The 18313-nt window shown below is 51.7% G+C and carries 13 protein-coding genes and 11 tRNA genes; 5 read left to right on the plus strand and 19 right to left on the minus strand.

The annotated features are described in order from the left end of the window. Window positions 1-36 precede the first annotated feature (36 nt). The 3 genes from ybeY to miaB all read right to left on the minus strand — a co-directional run bounded on the left by ybeY (window position 37) and on the right by miaB (window position 3131). Window positions 37-504, minus strand: a complete 468-nt coding sequence (gene ybeY, locus FDW92_RS19030; protein ID WP_042309797.1) for an rRNA maturation RNase YbeY — start codon at window positions 502-504, stop codon at window positions 37-39. Beyond that, the gene (locus FDW92_RS19035) at window positions 501-1547 is read right to left on the minus strand and encodes a PhoH family protein (RefSeq protein ID WP_042309794.1); all 1047 of its coding nucleotides are present in this window, start codon (window positions 1545-1547) and stop codon (window positions 501-503) included. The genes ybeY and FDW92_RS19035 overlap by 4 nt, the downstream gene beginning before the upstream one ends. A gap of 153 nt (window positions 1548-1700) precedes the next feature. Further along, a complete protein-coding gene (miaB, locus tag FDW92_RS19040; RefSeq protein ID WP_042309792.1) occupies window positions 1701-3131 on the minus strand; it encodes a tRNA (N6-isopentenyl adenosine(37)-C2)-methylthiotransferase MiaB in 1431 nt (476 codons plus the stop codon). 147 nt (window positions 3132-3278) lie between these two features. Between miaB and ubiF the strand changes: the two genes are divergently transcribed. Then, window positions 3279-4454 (plus strand): 3-demethoxyubiquinol 3-hydroxylase, encoded by a 1176-nt coding sequence (gene ubiF / locus FDW92_RS19045; protein ID WP_042309790.1) that lies wholly within the window; start codon window positions 3279-3281, stop codon window positions 4452-4454. A 104-nt stretch (window positions 4455-4558) separates the two neighbouring features. Here ubiF and FDW92_RS19050 read toward each other — a convergent pair. The 16 genes from FDW92_RS19050 to nagB all read right to left on the minus strand — a co-directional run bounded on the left by FDW92_RS19050 (window position 4559) and on the right by nagB (window position 11903). Beyond that, window positions 4559-4633 (minus strand) — tRNA-Gln (locus FDW92_RS19050). Window positions 4634-4676: 43 nt separating this feature from the next. Further along, window positions 4677-4753: transfer RNA gene (locus FDW92_RS19055), tRNA-Met, on the minus strand. Window positions 4754-4773: 20 nt separating this feature from the next. Continuing rightward, window positions 4774-4848, minus strand: a tRNA-Gln gene (locus FDW92_RS19060). A 38-nt stretch (window positions 4849-4886) separates the two neighbouring features. Next, window positions 4887-4961 (minus strand) — tRNA-Gln (locus FDW92_RS19065). 35 nt (window positions 4962-4996) lie between these two features. After that, window positions 4997-5071: transfer RNA gene (locus tag FDW92_RS19070), tRNA-Gln, on the minus strand. Between the two features lie 38 nt (window positions 5072-5109). Continuing rightward, a tRNA-Gln gene (locus FDW92_RS19075) sits at window positions 5110-5184 on the minus strand. Window positions 5185-5222: 38 nt separating this feature from the next. After that, window positions 5223-5297 (minus strand) — tRNA-Gln (locus FDW92_RS19080). A gap of 38 nt (window positions 5298-5335) precedes the next feature. Then, window positions 5336-5410: transfer RNA gene (locus FDW92_RS19085), tRNA-Gln, on the minus strand. Window positions 5411-5448: 38 nt separating this feature from the next. Continuing rightward, window positions 5449-5523, minus strand: a tRNA-Gln gene (locus tag FDW92_RS19090). A gap of 23 nt (window positions 5524-5546) precedes the next feature. Beyond that, window positions 5547-5631 (minus strand) — tRNA-Leu (locus FDW92_RS19095). A gap of 8 nt (window positions 5632-5639) precedes the next feature. Next, window positions 5640-5716 (minus strand) — tRNA-Met (locus FDW92_RS19100). A 222-nt stretch (window positions 5717-5938) separates the two neighbouring features. Continuing rightward, entirely contained in the window at window positions 5939-7603 is a 1665-nt protein-coding gene (gene asnB, locus FDW92_RS19105; RefSeq protein WP_003835552.1) for an asparagine synthase B, read from the minus strand. A gap of 251 nt (window positions 7604-7854) precedes the next feature. After that, on the minus strand, window positions 7855-8607 hold the full coding sequence (gene nagD, locus FDW92_RS19110) for a ribonucleotide monophosphatase NagD (protein WP_038638796.1): 753 nt from the start codon (window positions 8605-8607) through the stop codon (window positions 7855-7857). Window positions 8608-8664: 57 nt separating this feature from the next. Beyond that, window positions 8665-9885 carry an N-acetylglucosamine repressor gene (locus FDW92_RS19115; RefSeq protein ID WP_042309787.1) on the minus strand — a complete coding sequence of 407 codons (1221 nt, stop codon included), beginning with the start codon at window positions 9883-9885 and terminating at the stop codon, window positions 8665-8667. Between the two features lie 8 nt (window positions 9886-9893). After that, a complete protein-coding gene (gene nagA / locus FDW92_RS19120; RefSeq protein ID WP_042309784.1) occupies window positions 9894-11042 on the minus strand; it encodes an N-acetylglucosamine-6-phosphate deacetylase in 1149 nt (382 codons plus the stop codon). A gap of 60 nt (window positions 11043-11102) precedes the next feature. Beyond that, a complete protein-coding gene (gene nagB / locus FDW92_RS19125) occupies window positions 11103-11903 on the minus strand; it encodes a glucosamine-6-phosphate deaminase (RefSeq protein WP_003022803.1) in 801 nt (266 codons plus the stop codon). Between the two features lie 342 nt (window positions 11904-12245). Here nagB and nagE point away from each other — a divergent pair, with 342 nt between their 5' ends. The 4 genes from nagE (at window position 12246) to chiQ (ending at window position 18274) form a co-directional block, all read left to right on the plus strand. After that, a complete protein-coding gene (nagE, locus tag FDW92_RS19130) occupies window positions 12246-14195 on the plus strand; it encodes a PTS N-acetyl glucosamine transporter subunit IIABC (RefSeq protein WP_042309782.1) in 1950 nt (649 codons plus the stop codon). A gap of 187 nt (window positions 14196-14382) precedes the next feature. Further along, window positions 14383-16050: a glutamine--tRNA ligase gene (gene glnS, locus FDW92_RS19135; RefSeq protein ID WP_042309780.1), complete on the plus strand. Its 1668-nt coding sequence runs from the start codon at window positions 14383-14385 to the stop codon at window positions 16048-16050. Between the two features lie 435 nt (window positions 16051-16485). Continuing rightward, window positions 16486-17892 carry a chitoporin gene (chiP, locus tag FDW92_RS19145; protein WP_038638807.1) on the plus strand — a complete coding sequence of 469 codons (1407 nt, stop codon included), beginning with the start codon at window positions 16486-16488 and terminating at the stop codon, window positions 17890-17892. A gap of 49 nt (window positions 17893-17941) precedes the next feature. Next, on the plus strand, window positions 17942-18274 hold the full coding sequence (gene chiQ, locus FDW92_RS19150; RefSeq protein ID WP_038638809.1) for a ChiQ/YbfN family lipoprotein: 333 nt from the start codon (window positions 17942-17944) through the stop codon (window positions 18272-18274). Window positions 18275-18313 lie beyond the last annotated feature (39 nt).

An 18313-nucleotide genomic window follows, 5' to 3' on the forward strand; every position in this document is an offset into this window, starting at 1 on the left:
TGGCTTCATGGGAAGCCCGGGCAGATGCCCGACGGCTTATTCCTTCTCGGCAATGTACGGATCCTCATAGCCCAGAGCAAGCATAATCTCTGTTTCGAGGGATTCCATTTCTTCCGCTTCATCATCTTCGATATGGTCGTAGCCGAGTAAATGCAGGCTACCGTGCACCACCATGTGCGCCCAGTGGGCTTCAAGCGGCTTACCTTGCTCCTGAGCTTCTTTCTCAACCACCTGACGGCAGATGATCAGATCGCCCAGCAGCGGCATCTCAATGCCCGGCGGAGCTTCAAACGGGAAAGAGAGCACGTTGGTTGATTTATCTTTTCCGCGATAGGTCAGGTTCAGCTCGTGGCTTTCCGCGTCATCGACCAGGCGAATCGTCACTTCAGACTCTTCCTGAAACTGCGGGATTACCGCATCCAGCCAGCCCTGAAACTGACTTTCTGTGGGTAAACCGGTTTCGTCTTCACATGCCAGCTGTAAATCGAGAATAACCTGACTCATTTTTGCTCCTGCTCCTGAGCTTCGCGCTTGCGTTCCGCTGCCAGCTCGGCTTTACGTTTCTGTTCTGCTTCTTCCCAGGCTTCATACGCCGTGACGATACGGGCGACTACCGGGTGGCGAACCACGTCTTCGCTATGGAAGAAATTAAAACTAATCTCGTCGACTTCAGCCAGCACTTCAATGGCATGACGCAGACCGGATTTGGTGCTACGCGGCAGGTCAATCTGAGTGATATCGCCGGTGATGACCGCTTTGGAGTTAAAGCCGATACGGGTCAGGAACATTTTCATCTGTTCGATGGTGGTGTTCTGGCTTTCATCAAGAATGATGAACGCATCGTTCAAGGTACGACCGCGCATATAGGCCAACGGCGCCACCTCAATGACGTTACGCTCAATCAGTTTTTCGACCTTCTCAAAACCGAGCATTTCGAATAGCGCGTCATACAGCGGACGTAAATACGGATCGACTTTCTGGCTGAGATCTCCCGGCAGGAAACCGAGTTTTTCACCCGCTTCTACTGCCGGACGGGTCAGCAGAATTCGACGGACCTCCTGGCGCTCAAGTGCATCGACCGCGGCGGCAACCGCAAGATACGTTTTACCCGTACCCGCAGGGCCAACGCCGAAGGTGATGTCGTGATCGAGGATGTTGGCGATGTACTGCGCCTGGTTTGGCGTACGCGGTTTAATCACTCCGCGTTTGGTTTTGATATTCACCGCTTTGCCAAATTCCGGCACGCTGTCCGCGCTTTGCTCAAGCACTCGCGCTTCTTTAATCGCCAGATGAATTTGCTCAGGTTCAATGTCCTGGGTCTGACCGCGCATTGGGGCGGTATCGACATACAGGCTGCGTAAAATATCAGCCGCAGCGGTGACGCAAATTGGGCGACCGGTCAGCTTAAAGTGGTTATCCCGACGGTTAATTTCGATGCCGAGACGACGTTCCAACTGTTTGATGTTGTCATCAAATGGACCGCAAAGGCTCAACAGGCGGGCGTTGTCTGCGGGTTCAAGGGTGATTTCGCGAGTGTCTATGTTCAAACTGTTCCTCTTTAGCATGTCTCGCCGGACGCTGAACATTTACCGGCATCTAAGGAAATTATTCACGCCATAGGGAAAAGGCGCAAGCATTGCAATAAATATGGGGATTGCAGGAGGAAATACAAGGCCCGCCAGAGCTGACGGGCCAGAAGATTAAGGCTGGTAAATACCTACACCCAGATCGTTTTCTTTGCGGGTACGCGCAATGACCGACTCAGGGGATTCTGCGATGCGCAGACCCATTTCGTCTTCGGTGCGAACCACTTTACCGCGCAGGGAGTTTGTCCAGACATCGGTAATTTCAACATCCACAAACTTACCGACCATTTCCGGTGTGCCTTCAAAGTTCACGACACGGTTGTTTTCGGTACGGCCTGACAGCTCCATAATGCTTTTGCGCGACGTACCTTCAACCAAAATGCGCTGGATTGTGCCGACCATACGACGGCTCCAGGCCATGGCCTGCTGGTTGATACGCTCCTGCAGGATATACAGACGCTGTTTTTTCTCTTCTTCCGGTACGTCGTCAACCATATCGGCGGCCGGGGTGCCAGGACGCGCAGAGAAGATAAAGCTGTAGCTCATGTCAAAATTCACGTCTGCAATCAGCTTCATGGTCTGCTCGAAATCCTGTGTGGTTTCGCCTGGGAAGCCAACGATGAAATCCGAGCTAATCTGAATGTCCGGACGCGCTGCGCGCAGTTTGCGGATAATCGCTTTGTATTCCAGCGCGGTATGGGTGCGCCCCATCAGATTCAGTACGCGATCTGAACCGCTCTGTACCGGCAGATGCAGGAAGCTCACCAGCTCCGGCGTGTCGCGATAAACTTCAACGATATCATCGGTGAATTCGATCGGATGGCTGGTGGTGAAGCGGATGCGGTCAATGCCGTCGATCGCCGCCACCAGACGCAGCAGGTCAGCAAAGGATCCTGTTGTGCCGTCATAGTTCTCACCGCGCCAGGCGTTGACGTTTTGCCCCAGCAGGTTCACTTCACGCACGCCTTGCGCCGCAAGCTGAGCGATTTCGAACAGGATGTCATCCGCCGGGCGGCTGACTTCCTCACCGCGAGTGTAGGGCACCACGCAGTAGGTACAATATTTATTACAGCCTTCCATGATGGACACAAACGCGCTTGGACCTTCAGCACGCGGTTCCGGCAGGCGGTCAAACTTTTCTATCTCCGGGAAACTGATATCAACTACCGGGCTACGGCTAGTGCTTCCACGTACTTTGTTGATCATTTCCGGCAGGCGATGCAGAGTCTGCGGCCCAAAAATAATATCGACGTAGTGGGCGCGCTGGCGAATATGGTCGCCTTCTTGTGACGCGACACAGCCACCGACACCGATGATGAGATTGGGGTTTTTCTCTTTTAACAGCTTCCAGCGGCCCAACTGATGGAAAACTTTTTCCTGAGCCTTCTCACGGATTGAGCAGGTATTCAGCAGCAGCACATCCGCTTCTTCCGCCACGTCGGTCAGTTGATACCCATGAGTGGCATCCAGCAGATCGGCCATCTTCGATGAATCGTATTCGTTCATCTGACAGCCCCAGGTTTTAATATGGAGTTTTTTGGTCATCGACTTGCTCTTGCGAAATTGTGGCTGAAATGCAGGGCGCATAGTGTACTGCTTTGGCGCGGTTGTGACCAGTATGACGGATGTCAGCCTCAAGGGGTAAAAAATCCTGTAAACTTACACAATACATGTAACAGGATGATTGACCACATGACAAATCAACCAACGGAAATTGCCATTGTCGGCGGGGGGATGGTCGGCGGCGCGCTGGCGCTTGGACTGGCGCAGCATGGATTTACGGTAACGGTCATTGAACATGCCGTTCCCGCGCCGTTTGTGGCTGATGGACAGCCCGATGTCAGAATTTCCGCCATTAGCTCCGCCTCAGTGTCGTTGCTGAAAGGACTGGGGGTCTGGGATACGGTTCAGGGTATGCGCAGTCATCCTTACCGTCGTCTGGAAACGTGGGAATGGGAAAATGCCCATGTCATGTTTGATGCCGCCGAGCTTAAGTTACCTTTGCTGGGCTATATGGTGGAAAACACGGTTCTGCAACAGGCGCTCTGGCAGGCGCTGGAAGCCCACCCCAAAGTCACGCTGCGCGTACCGGCGTCATTGATCTCTCTGCATCAACATCACGATCGGCATGAGCTTGAACTGGCTGGCGGTGAGAAAATCAGCGCGAAGCTGGTGATCGGCGCGGATGGCGCAAATTCTCAGGTGCGGAAAATGGCCGGGATTGGTATTCATGCCTGGCAATACGCGCAGTCCTGTATGTTGATCACCGTACAATGCGATAACGCGCCCGGCGATAGCACCTGGCAACAATTCACGCCTGACGGTCCACGCGCGTTTTTACCGCTGTTTGATAACTGGGCCTCGCTGGTGTGGTATGACTCACCGGCGCGTATCCGACAGTTGCAAGGTCTGAATATGTCGCAACTGCAGGCGGAGATCGCCAAACACTTCCCGTCACGACTCGGCAACGTTACGCCTGTGGCGGCGGGGGCATTCCCGCTTACGCGTCGTCACGCGCTGCAATATGTCCAGCCAGGGCTGGCGTTGGTGGGGGATGCCGCGCATACCATTCATCCGCTGGCAGGGCAGGGCGTAAATCTCGGGTTCCGTGATGTGGATGCGCTGATTGACGTGCTGGTTAATGCGCGCAGCTACGGTGAATCCTGGGCCAGCCAGCCGGTGCTGAAGCGCTATCAGAACCGTCGTATGACTGATAATTTCATTATGCAGAGCGGGATGGATCTGTTCTACGCCGGATTCAGCAACAATCTACAGCCACTGCGTATCATGCGTAATCTCGGATTAATGGCCGCAGAGCGCGCAGGCGTACTGAAGCGTCAGGCGTTGAAGTATGCGTTAGGATTGTAATTCAGGCAGGCCTACGGGGAAAATACGTAGGCCTGATAAGCGGAGCGCCATCAGGCGATAAATGCAGAAAAGCAAAAAGCTCGCAGAAGCGAGCTTTTTTAATATGGCTGGGGTACGAGGATTCGAACCTCGGAATGCCGGAATCAGAATCCGGTGCCTTACCGCTTGGCGATACCCCAACAATATTTTGGCGTTACCGAACGAGTCGATACGTCCTTAATATGGTGGCTACGACGGGATTCGAACCTGTGACCCCATCATTATGAGTGATGTGCTCTAACCAGCTGAGCTACGTAGCCATATATTACTTATTCTTCGATGGCTGGGGTACCTGGATTCGAACCAGGGAATGCCGGTATCAAAAACCGGTGCCTTACCGCTTGGCGATACCCCAATGACCGTTGCGGTGAACCGCTATATCGAAGAAAAAAATGGCTGGGGTACCTGGATTCGAACCAGGGAATGCTGGTATCAGAAACCAGAGCCTTACCGCTTGGCGATACCCCAACGGGCGCACCCACAATGTGGACGACTTTTGAAATTGGCTGGGGTACGAGGATTCGAACCTCGGAATGCTGGTATCAGAAACCAGAGCCTTACCGCTTGGCGATACCCCAATGACCGTTGCGGTGAACCGCTATATCGAAGAAAAAAATGGCTGGGGTACCTGGATTCGAACCAGGGAATGCCGGTATCAAAAACCGGTGCCTTACCGCTTGGCGATACCCCAATGACCGTTGCGGTGAACCGCTATATCGAAGAAAAAAATGGCTGGGGTACCTGGATTCGAACCAGGGAATGCCGGTATCAAAAACCGGTGCCTTACCGCTTGGCGATACCCCAATGACCGTTGCGGTGAACCGCTATATCGAAGAAAAAAATGGCTGGGGTACCTGGATTCGAACCAGGGAATGCCGGTATCAAAAACCGGTGCCTTACCGCTTGGCGATACCCCAATGACCGTTGCGGTGAACCGCTATATCGAAGAAAAAAATGGCTGGGGTACCTGGATTCGAACCAGGGAATGCCGGTATCAAAAACCGGTGCCTTACCGCTTGGCGATACCCCATCCGTGCAACGCTTACGGGTGAATGGTGCGGGAGGCGAGACTTGAACTCGCACACCTTGCGGCGCCAGAACCTAAATCTGGTGCGTCTACCAATTTCGCCACTCCCGCAAAAAAGATGGTGGCTACGACGGGATTCGAACCTGTGACCCCATCATTATGAGTGATGTGCTCTAACCAGCTGAGCTACGTAGCCATCTTTTTTTCGCGTAACCTTATCGGCGTTGCGGGGCGCATTATGCGTATTGAGCCTTGAAGCGTCAACCCCTTTTTCATTGAAAATAGCTGGAATGTGACTGTTTGGTTAGGTTGCGAACAGCATGGCGCAATATTCGGCAATTATTAGTTATTAATTGTTTTTTTGCACAGAAAAAGACATAAAAAAAGAGCCCCGCAGGGCCCTTTTCTAAGGATTAACTTATTTATAAGCGGACTGATGTACGCCAACTGCACGGCCAGAGGGATCGTTCATGGTTTTAAACGCTTCATCCCATTCAATCGCTTTGGCAGAAGAACAGGCTACTGATGGCCCGCCAGGCACACATTCCGCCGCGCTGGCAACCGGGAACAATTCTTCAAAAATCTCACGGTACAAATACGCTTCTTTAGACGATGGCGTGTTGTAAGGGAAACGGAAGCTGGCGGTTTCCAGTTGTTGGTCAGAAACTTGCTCAGCAGCCACCTCTTTCAAGGTATCAATCCAGCTGTAACCGACACCATCAGAGAACTGCTCTTTCTGACGCCATGCGACGCTGGCAGGCAGGTAAGATTCAAAACATTCGCGCAGCACATGTTTTTCCATTTTGCCGTTGCCGCACATTTTATCCTGCGGGTTGATGCGCATTGCCACATCAAGGAATTTCTTATCCAGGAAGGGCACGCGAGCTTCCACACCCCAGGCAGACATCGCTTTGTTGGCGCGGGCGCAGTCGAACATATGCAGCGCCTGCAGCTTACGCACGGTTTCTTCATGCAGCTCTTTCGCGTCTGGCGCTTTGTGGAAATAGAGATAGCCGCCGAATACTTCGTCAGAGCCTTCACCCGACAGCACCATTTTAATGCCCATCGCTTTAATTTTACGCGACATTAAGTACATTGGCGTCGATGCGCGGATCGTTGTGACATCGTAAGTTTCGATGTGATAAATCACGTCACGGATAGCATCCAGACCTTCCTGCACGGTGAAGTGGATCTCATGGTGCACGGTCCCCAGATGGTTCGCTACCTCTTGCGCGGCTTTCAGATCCGGTGCGCCTTCCAGTCCGACGGCGAAGGAGTGTAACTGTGGCCACCAGGCTTCGCTACGTTCCTGATCTTCAACACGGCGCGCCGCGTATTTTTTCGTAATCGCGGAAATGACGGATGAATCCAGACCACCGGACAGCAGCACACCATAAGGAACATCTGACATCAGGTGGCTTTTCACTGCATCTTCCAGCGCCTGACGCAGCTCGTTTTTATCGGTCACGTTGTCTTTGACCGCATCGTATTCAAACCAGTCGCGCTGATAGTACTGACGAATTTCGCCGTCCTTACTCCACAAATAGCTACCGGCCGGGAATTCTTTGATCGTGCGGCATACCGGAACCAGGGCTTTCATTTCAGACGCGACGTAGAAGTTACCGTGTTCGTCGTAACCCATATACAGAGGGATGATCCCGATATGATCGCGACCAATCAGATAAGCGTCCTGTTCGCTGTCGTACAGGGCAAAAGCAAACATGCCTTGCAGGTCATCCAGGAACTCTGGGCCTTTTTCCTGATACAGCGCGAGGATAACTTCGCAGTCTGAACCCGTCTGGAACTGATAGCGATCGCCATATTCCGCTCGCAGCGCCTGATGGTTATAAATTTCACCGTTAACAGCCAGGATATGCGTTTTTTTCACGTTATACAGCGGCTGAGCGCCGGCATTGACGTCGACGATGGACAGACGTTCGTGCGCCAGAATGGCGTTATCACTGGCGTAAATACCTGACCAATCCGGGCCGCGATGGCGCATCAGACGAGACAATTCCAGGGCTTTTTTACGCAGTTCAACTGCGTCAGTTTTAATATCGAATACGCCAAAAATAGAACACATAACCTTCTCCGTTAACCTGTTGCGTAATGCTTTTTATGTTTGCTTGATAAAGAAAATGCCGCAAAGCGGGAGAGGGCGCAAGCGAATTACGGTGCGGAAAATAAAAAACGCAATGGTCATTGCTGATTGATGAAAAAAGATTATGTAATGAGCGCTATTATTAATGAATCAACAGTGAAGTGGTGATTTTATTGAATGGATGTATTTTTCAGGCCGGATAACTTGCAGATGTTGTTATCCGGCTAAAGAGATTAAATGACGTCTATTTCAGCAACGGACGGGTAAATCCAGCTCGGTCTGAACGGCATGCTGTCGATGTCGTCAAGCGTTGAGACGCCAGACAATACCAGAATGGTTTCCAGACCGGCCTGGAATCCTGCCAGAATATCGGTACGCAGGTTATCGCCAACGATAACGGTCTCTTCCGAGTGCGCCTGCATTTTGTTGAGCGCCGCGCGAATAATCCACGGGCTGGGTTTACCGACATAAAACGGCTTACGACCAGAGATTTTCTCGATACCGGCGCACAGTGCACCGCAGGCGGGATAAAAGCCGCGGCCGTGAGTATCCGGGTTTGTGGCGATGAAACGCGCGCCGTTAGCGACAAAATATGCCGCTTTATGCATCATGTCCCAGTTGTAGGAGCGCGTCTCGCCAACAATCACAAAATCGGGGTTCACGTCGGTAATGGTAAACCCGGCTTTATATAGCTCATGAATTAATGCGCCTTCACCTACCACGTAGGCCTTTTTCCCTTCCTGACGACGAAGGAAATCAGCGGTAGCCATGGCGGAAGTATAAAAGACGCTATCGGGGACATTCACACCCGCGGTGGCGAAGCGGTTTGCCAGATCTTGCCCGGTCTGTGAAGGATAGTTAGTCAGCAGAACTAACGGCAGGCCTTTTTCCAGGATCCCGGTCAGAAATTCTGCCGCACCCGGTACGGCAACATTGTCGTGCATCAGCACGCCGTCGATATCACAAATTACATTCTTAATGGTCATGAACAACCCAGGGAATTCGTTATGAGTATGAAAATAATCCACTACTATATGAGAGCATTAGTTTTCCAGCAAACGTTGCAGCAATGTCCCGTTGAGCATCGCACGCTTCACCAGCGCAAAGGCGCCAATGGCGGAACGGTGATCCAGCGTGGAACGCACCACCGGTAAATTGTGACGAAACGCTTTCAACGCCTGCGTGTTGATACAGCTTTCTATTGCAGGCAGCAGCACTTTATCCGCCTCAGTAATTTCGCCTGCAATGACGATTTTTTGTGGGTTAAACAGGTTGATGGCGATGGCAATGGTTTTACCCAAGTGGCGACCAACGTGTTCAATGACTTCTGCCGCCAGGTTATCGCCCTTATTCGCCGCCTTACAGATAGCTTTAATGCTGCAATCATCCAGCGTGAGTCGGCTGGGATAACCCTGTTTCAGTAAGTTTTGCACGCGGTGTTCGATAGACGCATTGGCGGCAATGGTTTCCAGACAGCCGAAGTTACCGCAGTGACAGCGCTCACCCAGTGGCTCTACCTGAATATGACCAATCTCCCCCACGTTGCCATTGCGACCGATAAAAATTCGGCCATTGGAAATAATACCCGCCCCGGTACCGCGGTGAACACGCACCAAAATGGAGTCTTCGCAATCCTGGCTTGCCCCGAAATAGTGCTCGGCCAGCGCCAGGCTGCGGATATCGTGACCGACAAAGCAAGTCACCTTAAAGCGTTTTTCGAGCGCTTCGACCAGCCCCCAGTTTTCGACCTGAATGTGCGGCATATAGCGAATAACGCCGCTTTCAGGATCAACCAGACCGGGCAGGATGACGGAAATCGCAATCAGCTCGCGGATTTTCCGCTGGCAGCTGTCAATAAAAGTGGCAATGGTGTTGAGTAGCGCATACTCCAGCGTTTCCTGGGTGCGCTCCGGGAGAGGGTAATGCTCTTCGGCGACCACTTTACTGCTCATATCATAGAGCGTGAGCGTGGTGTCGTGACGACCCAGACGTACGCCAATGGCGTGGAAATTGCGAGTTTCGGTGACGATTGAGATAGCGCGGCGGCCCCCGGTGGAGGCCTGCTGATCGACTTCTTTGATCAGCCCGCGTTCAATCAACTGACGCGTAATTTTGGTTACGCTGGCGGGGGCAAGCTGGCTTTGCTCGGCAATCTGAATGCGCGAGATTGGCCCATGCTGGTCAATCAGGCGATAAACCGCCGCGCTGTTAAGCTGTTTTACGAGATCAACATTACCTATTTGAGCTTGTCCGCCTGGTGTCATTCTTTCTCTTACTCAGTAACGACCTCGTTGCCATTAACGATGGTCTTGATGATTTTAAAGTCGTGCGTGAACGCAGTCAGGTTGGCTACTTTGCCTGGCGCGATGCTGCCGAGTCGTTTGTCGACGCCAATAGCGCGAGCAGGGTAGAGCGTTGCCATGCGTAACACTTCGTCGAGAGCGATATTCGCATGTTCGACCAGATTGCGTACGCCTTCAATCATGGTTAATGATGAACCGCTCAATGTCCCGTTCTCATCAACGCACAATCCATTCCGGTAGTATATTGTTTTACCAGCGAAAATGAACTGTTCAATATTTGCACCTGCCGGCGCGGTCGCGTCGGTAACCAGGCACAGCTTGTCGCCTTTCAGGCGCTTGGCATTACGGATATTGACGTAGTCAACATGCAGACCATCAGCGATGATACCGCAATAAATATCGGCTTCATCAAGAATAGCGCCCGCCAGGCCAGGTTCACGGCCCGTTATATAAGGCATGGCGTTAAACAGATGCGTTGCGAAGCTAATCCCTGCGCGGAAGCCGATTTTGGCCTCTTTTACCGTCGCATTTGAGTGACCGGCGGAAACCACAATACCTGCATTTACCAGTTTGGTGATGACCTCTACAGGGACCATTTCTGGTGCCAGCGTGACTTTGGTTATCACGTCAGCATTATCGCACAGGAAATCAACCAACGCAGCGTCCGGTTGACGGACAAATCCCGGATTATGGGTGCCTTTTTTCACCAGATTCAGCCACGGACCTTCCAGATGAAGCCCTAATGCCTGATTCGGGTGCTTCGCCAGGTATTCACGCATGACGCGAACGCCTTGTTTCATCAGGTCGTCGCTGGTGGTGATAAGCGTAGGCAGATAGTTGGTGCAGCCTGATTTTTCATTGGCTTTCTGCATGATTTCCAGTGTTTCAACGGTCACGGCTTCTGCCGTATCGTTAAACTGTACGCCGCCGCAGCCGTTTAGCTGTACATCGATAAAACCGGGGGAAATAATGGCCCCATTCAGTGAGCGCTGTTCAATTCCTGACGGTAACTCAGCCAGTGGGCAAACGCTGTCAATCAGGCCATTGGCGACAACAATCGCATGGTCATCAAGAATTTCGTGACCGGTAAAAATCCGGCCCTGGGTTAAAGCATACATTCCGACCCCCGATTTCAAAAAATGCCGCCCTGCAACTTATCGACAGGGCGGAGACATCAATTACAGACCTTTAATATTTTCCGCTTCTAACTCGTTAAAGTATTTCAGCGTTTTCACTTTCAGTTCCATGGTGGAAGGCTCATCGCATACCACAACGGCTTTTGGATGCAGCTGCAGACAGCTGATGGTCCACATGTGGTTAACGTTGCCTTCAACGGCGGCTTGCAGCGCCTGCGCCTTCTGATGACCCAGTACCAGGATCATCACCTCTTCGGCATCCAACAGGGTGCCCACGCCCACGGTCAGGGCATATTTAGGCACCTGGCTTACGTCGCCGTCAAAGAAGCGTGAGTTAGCAACACGTGTGTCGTGAGTCAGCGTTTTGATGCGGGTACGGGAAGCCAAAGAGGAGGCTGGTTCGTTGAACGCGATGTGACCATCGTTGCCTACACCGCCCATAAACAGGTGGATTTTACCGTAAGAACGGATTTTTTCTTCATACTGACGGCATTCTGCATCAATATCCGGCGCGTTACCATTGAGGAGGTTGATGTTTTCTGCTGGAATATCAACGTGATCAAAGAAGTTACGATGCATGAAGCTGTGATAGCTTTCCGGATGTTCTTTCGGCAGGCCAACATATTCGTCCATATTGAAAGTAACAACATGCTTGAAGCTCACCTGGCCCGCTTTGTGCATTTCAACCAATGCTTTATAAGCTGTCAGCGGGGTACCGCCCGTCGGCAGGCCCAGAACGAACGGGCGATCTGCCGTTGGTTTGAACGCGTTAATACGGTTAACGATATGGCGAGCAGCCCATTTGCCGACTTGTTCAGCGGTATTCAGGGGGATCAGTCTCATTCTTCACCTCAAAAGTAAATGTAAGCAATTGGCGGATTGAGTCTCTGTGCAGTATTAAGCGTAACCTGGTTTTGCATCGGTAAGGATCAATCCGTTTCGATTTTTTGAATGATAAAATAAGTTTTCGTAGTTAGCCAGTGGAAGGGAGGCTTAATAACGATATTTGGTGACTGGAATCACAAAAAACACGCGTTTAATTTGCGATACGAATTAAATTTTCACACACTCTGAATGTAGATGAATGGTTAATATCGTTGATCCAGAATCTTGCTGTCAGGAATGGTCGCACAATAAAAATATGGCTTCAAAGAAGCCTAATCGGGGTCTCGTAGGGGGAATAAAATGAATATTTTAGGTTTTTTCCAGCGGCTGGGTAGGGCGTTACAGCTCCCCATCGCTGTGCTGCCAGTCGCGGCACTGTTGCTGCGATTCGGCCAACCAGATTTACTAAACGTACCTTTCATCGCGCAAGCGGGCGGGGCTATCTTTGATAACCTGGCGCTGATTTTCGCTATCGGTGTGGCTTCCAGCTGGTCAAAAGACAGCGCGGGTGCGGCAGCGCTGGCGGGTGCGGTTGGTTATTTCATATTGACCAAAGCAATGGTTACCATTAACCCTGCCATCAACATGGGTGTGCTGGCGGGTATCATCACCGGTCTGGTCGGCGGTGCGGTGTATAACCGTTGGTCTGGTATCAAACTACCTGACTTCCTGAGCTTCTTTGGCGGCAAACGCTTCGTGCCGATCGCCACTGGCTTCTTCTGTCTGGTGCTGGCTGCTATCTTCGGCTACGTGTGGCCGCCGGTGCAGAACGCCATCCATGCGGGTGGTGAGTGGATCGTAGGCGCTGGCGCGCTGGGTTCCGGCATCTTTGGTTTCATCAACCGTCTGCTGATCCCAACCGGTCTGCATCAGGTTCTGAACACCATTGCCTGGTTCCAGATTGGCGAATTTACTAACGCTGCAGGTACCGTATTCCACGGTGATATCAACCGCTTCTACGCGGGTGACGGCACTGCGGGTATGTTCATGTCTGGTTTCTTCCCGATCATGATGTTTGGTCTGCCGGGTGCGGCGCTGGCGATGTACTTCGCGGCTCCGAAAGCGCGTCGTCCGATGGTTGGCGGCATGCTGCTGTCCGTTGCGATCACCGCGTTCCTGACCGGTGTTACTGAGCCGCTGGAATTCCTGTTCATGTTCCTGGCACCACTGCTGTATCTCCTGCACGCACTGTTAACCGGCATCAGCCTGTTCGTTGCGACGCTGCTGGGGATCCACGCGGGCTTCTCCTTCTCCGCAGGTGCTATCGACTACGTGTTGATGTACAACCTGCCGGCAGCAAGTAAGAACGTCTGGATGCTGGTTGCGATGGGTCTGGTCTTCTTCGTTATCTACTTTGTGTTGTTCAGCGCGGTTATTCGTATGTTTAACCTGAAAACGCCGGGCCGCGAAGATAAAGAAGACGATATCGTTACAGAAGAAGCGAACAGCAACACTGAAGAAGGTCTGGCTCAACTGGCAACCAACTACATTGCTGCGGTTGGCGGTACCGATAACCTGAAAGCGATTGACGCCTGTATCACCCGTCTGCGTCTGACCGTGGCCGACTCTGGTCGCGTAAACGATGCGATGTGTAAACGTTTAGGCGCATCGGGTGTCGTTAAGCTGAATAAGCAAACCATCCAGGTCATCGTGGGTGCGAAAGCGGAATCCATTGGCGACGAAATGAAGAAAGTTGTGGCGCGTGGCCCGGTTGCGGCAGCGTCTGCTGAAAGCGCGCCAGTAGCAGCGGCCCCGGTTGCAAAACCGCAGGCTGTCGCGAACGCAGTCACCGTTGAAGCGCTGGTTTCTCCGATTACCGGTGACGTCGTTGCTCTGGAGCAGGTTCCTGATGAAGCCTTCGCCAGCAAAGCAGTAGGCGACGGCGTGGCGGTGAAACCAACGGATAAAATCGTGGTTGCTCCGGCTGCGGGCACCATCGTGAAAATCTTCAACACCAACCATGCGTTCTGTCTGGAAACTGTTAAAGGTGCGGAAATCGTCGTCCATATGGGTATCGATACCGTAGCGCTGGAAGGTAAAGGCTTTAAGCGCCTGGTTGAAGAAGGTGCGGAAGTGACTGCGGGCCAACCGATTCTGGAAATGGATCTGGATTTCCTGAACGCCAATGCACGTTCCATGATTAGCCCGGTTGTGTGCAGCAACAGCGATGACTTCGGCGCTCTGGTCATTAAAGCTGAAGGTCATGTGGTTGCCGGTCAGACACCACTGTATGAGATTAAAGGTAAATAACTGCTCCTGAGTAAAGTGAGTTAAATGCCTTAAGCGGCGGGGGATATTCCTCCGCCGCTTTTTTTTGCAGCAAATGCCCTCATATATCCTGTTGAAACACCTTTTTTGTGCAACTAATAGTTGTCTCCTGACGTCGCTTATAAGATCATGTTCCGTTATACGTTGTTTACGCTTTGAGGAATCCACGATGAGTGAGGCTGAAGCCCGCCCGAGTAACTTTATTCGTCAGATCATCGATGAAGATCTGGCCAGTGGTAAGCACACCACGATCCATACCCGTTTTCCGCCGGAGCCAAATGGCTATCTGCACATTGGCCACGCGAAATCCATTTGTCTGAACTTTGGTATTGCGCAGGATTACCAGGGCCAGTGCAACCTGCGTTTTGATGATACGAACCCGGTTAAAGAAGATATCGAGTACGTTGAGTCGATTAAAAACGACGTTGAATGGTTAGGTTTCCACTGGACTGGCGACATTCGCTACTCGTCTGATTACTTCGATCAGCTTCACGCCTATGCGGTAGAACTTATCAATAAAGGTCTGGCGTATGTTGACGAACTGTCAGCAGACGAAATCCGCGAATACCGTGGCACGCTGACTCAGCCGGGTAAAAACAGCCCGTTCCGCGATCGTAGCGTCGAAGAGAACCTCGCGCTGTTCGAAAAAATGCGTACTGGTGGCTTTGAAGAAGGTAAAGCCTGCCTGCGTGCGAAAATCGATATGGCGTCGCCGTTTATCGTGATGCGCGATCCGGTGCTGTACCGTATTAAGTTCGCTGAACACCACCAGACCGGCAACAAGTGGTGCATCTACCCGATGTACGACTTTACCCACTGCATCAGCGATGCGCTGGAAGGCATTACGCATTCACTGTGTACGCTGGAATTCCAGGATAACCGTCGTCTGTACGACTGGGTGCTGGACAACATCACCATTCCGGTTCATCCGCGCCAGTACGAATTCTCGCGCCTGAATCTGGAATATACCGTGATGTCCAAGCGTAAGCTGAACCTGCTGGTTACCGACAAGCACGTAGAGGGCTGGGACGATCCGCGTATGCCGACGATTTCTGGTCTGCGTCGTCGTGGTTACACCGCTGCCGCGATCCGTGAGTTCTGCAAACGCATTGGCGTGACCAAGCAGGATAACACCATTGAGATCGCCTCGCTGGAATCCTGTATTCGTGAAGATCTGAACGAAAACGCGCCGCGCGCGATGGCGGTTATCGATCCGGTGAAGCTGGTTATCGAAAACTACCCACAGGGCGAGAGCGAAATGGTGACCATGCCTAATCATCCGAATAAACCGGAAATGGGCAGCCGTGAAGTGCCGTTTAGCGCTGAAATCTGGATCGATCGCGCTGACTTCCGCGAAGAAGCGAACAAGCAGTACAAGCGTCTGGTGATGGGTAAAGAAGTACGTCTGCGTAATGCTTACGTGATCAAGGCCGAGCGTGTAGAGAAAGATGCGCAAGGGAATATCACCACCATTTTCTGCACCTACGATGTCGACACTCTGAGCAAAGATCCGGCCGATGGTCGTAAAGTAAAAGGTGTTATTCACTGGGTCAGCGCGGCTCATGCGTTGCCGATTGAAATCCGCCTGTACGATCGTCTGTTTAGCGTACCGAACCCTGGTGCGGCAGAGGACTTCCTGTCCGTGATTAACCCGGAATCACTGGTGATTAAACACGGCTACGGCGAGCCATCACTGCAGGCCGCGGTTGCAGGCAAAGCGTTCCAGTTTGAACGCGAAGGCTATTTCTGCCTCGACAGCCGTTACGCTACGGCTGATAAGCTGGTGTTTAACCGCACCGTTGGTCTGCGTGATACGTGGGCTAAAGCGGGCGAATAAGCCGCAACACATCTTGTCTAAACGCCGCATCATGCGGCGTTTTTTTATGCCAAAAAAACGTGTGACAGGCTCCGTTTGCGGAGCGAATTAATTACATGTCTGTAATAATAAAACGGCTGAATGTTTTTACGTTTAAATAACTTACCTCAATATGAGATGGGCTGAAACCGATTTCATCCTCATGGAAAACAAGCGATTTTTTCATTTTTTCAACGCTTTTTTATCTCTCGATGAAAATGTAACAGAAAGCAATGAAATATGTGCGGTTGCTCATACTATTACATACTCGTTACAGAAAGAGATTGATAATTCGCGTCGCGAAAAATAGTCTATTCATTGTAGTCACTGAGGTTTTCTTGGCGCTACTTTTTTAATTTTTGTTTTTTCGCTGACCGCTTTTATCGGCAGCATTTTTATGTCAAAGAGGATTAACATATGCGTACGTTTAGTGGCAAACGTAGTACGCTGGCGCTGGCTATCGCCGGTATCACAGCAATGTCGGGTTTCGTTGTCGCTCCCCAGGCTCACGCCGAAGGTTTCATTGATGACTCCACTTTAACCGGCGGCATCTATTACTGGCAGCGTGAACGTGACCGTAAAGATGTCACCGATCATGACAAATACAAAACCAACCTTTCTCACTCGACCTGGAACGCTAACCTCGACTTCCAGTCCGGTTATGCGGCCGATATGTTTGGTATTGATATCGCAGCATTCACCGCGATTGAAATGAACGAAAGTAGCGAAAGCGGCCATCCAAACGAAATCGCATTCTCTTCAAAAAATAAAGGCTATGACGAAGATTACTCCGGCGACAAGAGCGGAATTAGCCTTTATAAAGCAGCGGCCAAATTTAAATACGGCCCAACCTGGGCGCGCGCCGGTTACATTCAACCAACCGGACAGACGCTATTGGCTCCGCACTGGAGCTTTATGCCTGGTACCTATCAGGGTGCCGAAGCTGGTGCCAACTTCGACTATGGTGATGCTGGCGCACTGAGCTTCTCCTATATGTGGGCCAACGAATATAAAGCGCCGTGGCACACCGAAGTCGATAAATTTTATCAGGCCGATAAAAAGACCAGCGTAGATTACCTGCACTCAATCGGCGCGAAATATGACTTCAAAAATAACCTGTTGCTGGAAGCGGCATTTGGTCAGTCCGAAGGCTACGTCGATCAATACTTCGCGAAAGCCAGCTACAAATTCGATTTAGGCGGTAACCCGTTTACCACCAGCTATCAGTTCTATGGCGCGCGCGACAAAGTTGATGATCGCACAGTAAACGATATTTATGATGGCACGGCCTGGTTGCAGGCGTTAACCTTCGGCTACAAAGTGGCGGAAGTGGTTGACCTGCGCCTGGAAGGGACCTGGGTTAAAGCAGACGGGCAGCAGGGTTACTTCCTGCAGCGTATGACCCCGACCTACGCCTCATCAAACGGTCGTCTGGATATCTGGTGGGACAACCGTTCTGACTTCAACGCCAACGGCGAAAAGGCCGTCTTCTTCGGTGCAATGTATGACCTGAAGAACTGGAACCTGCCGGGTTGGGCAGTCGGTGCGTCCTACGTTTACGCCTGGGATGCCAAGCCATCTACCTGGCAGCTCAATCCGGATGCGTACTACGACAAAAACCGGACTATCGAAGAGTCTTCTTACAGCCTGGATGCGGTCTATACCCTGCAGGACGGTCGTGCGAAAGGCACTATGTTCAAACTGCACTTCACCCAGTACGACAACCATTCCGACATTCCGAGCTGGGGCGGTGGTTACGGCAACATCTTCCAGGATGAACGCGACGTGAAGTTCATAGTTATTGCTCCGTTCACCATCTTCTAATGCCAACAGCGGCAGACCAGACGTCTGCCGCTCCGTTGAGGAAAGTGCTATGAAAAAACTGATACTCATCGCCATTATGGCATCAGGGCTGGTGGCTTGTGCGCAATCCCCTTCGCCGAAAGAAGACAGTCGCCTGAAAGAAGCCTACAGCGCGTGTATTAACACCGCGCAAGGATCGCCGGAGAAAATTGAAGCCTGCCAAAGCGTGCTGAATGTGTTGAAGAAAGAAAAGCAGCACCAGCAGTTTGCTAATGAAGAAAGCGTACGCGTACTGGATTATCAGCAGTGTATCCAGGCCACGCGCACGGGTAACGATCAGTCCGTTAATGCTGATTGCGACAAGGTCTGGCAGGAAATACGTAGCAAGAATGCTGCGCAGTAATTCGAGAAAAGAAAATGACAACGGGCGGAGAGTTTTCCG

Origin of the sequence: Citrobacter sp. wls706, from assembly GCF_005281305.1 — a bacterium.
Lineage (GTDB): Bacteria > Pseudomonadota > Gammaproteobacteria > Enterobacterales > Enterobacteriaceae > Citrobacter > Citrobacter werkmanii.

Bases quoted from the DNA above. Each gene is read 5' to 3' on its own strand.
- ybeY (WP_042309797.1), bottom strand. From the start codon at position 504: ATGAGTCAGGTTATTCTCGATTTACAGCTGGCATGTGAAGACGAAACC.
- miaB (WP_042309792.1), bottom strand. From the start codon at position 3,131: ATGACCAAAAAACTCCATATTAAAACCTGGGGCTGTCAGATGAACGAA.
- ubiF (WP_042309790.1), top strand. From the start codon at position 3,279: ATGACAAATCAACCAACGGAAATTGCCATTGTCGGCGGGGGGATGGTC.
- asnB (WP_003835552.1), bottom strand. From the start codon at position 7,603: ATGTGTTCTATTTTTGGCGTATTCGATATTAAAACTGACGCAGTTGAA.
- nagD (WP_038638796.1), bottom strand. From the start codon at position 8,607: ATGACCATTAAGAATGTAATTTGTGATATCGACGGCGTGCTGATGCAC.
- FDW92_RS19115 (WP_042309787.1), bottom strand. From the start codon at position 9,885: ATGACACCAGGCGGACAAGCTCAAATAGGTAATGTTGATCTCGTAAAA.
- nagA (WP_042309784.1), bottom strand. From the start codon at position 11,042: ATGTATGCTTTAACCCAGGGCCGGATTTTTACCGGTCACGAAATTCTT.
- nagB (WP_003022803.1), bottom strand. From the start codon at position 11,903: ATGAGACTGATCCCCCTGAATACCGCTGAACAAGTCGGCAAATGGGCT.
- nagE (WP_042309782.1), top strand. From the start codon at position 12,246: ATGAATATTTTAGGTTTTTTCCAGCGGCTGGGTAGGGCGTTACAGCTC.
- glnS (WP_042309780.1), top strand. From the start codon at position 14,383: ATGAGTGAGGCTGAAGCCCGCCCGAGTAACTTTATTCGTCAGATCATC.
- chiP (WP_038638807.1), top strand. From the start codon at position 16,486: ATGCGTACGTTTAGTGGCAAACGTAGTACGCTGGCGCTGGCTATCGCC.
- chiQ (WP_038638809.1), top strand. From the start codon at position 17,942: ATGAAAAAACTGATACTCATCGCCATTATGGCATCAGGGCTGGTGGCT.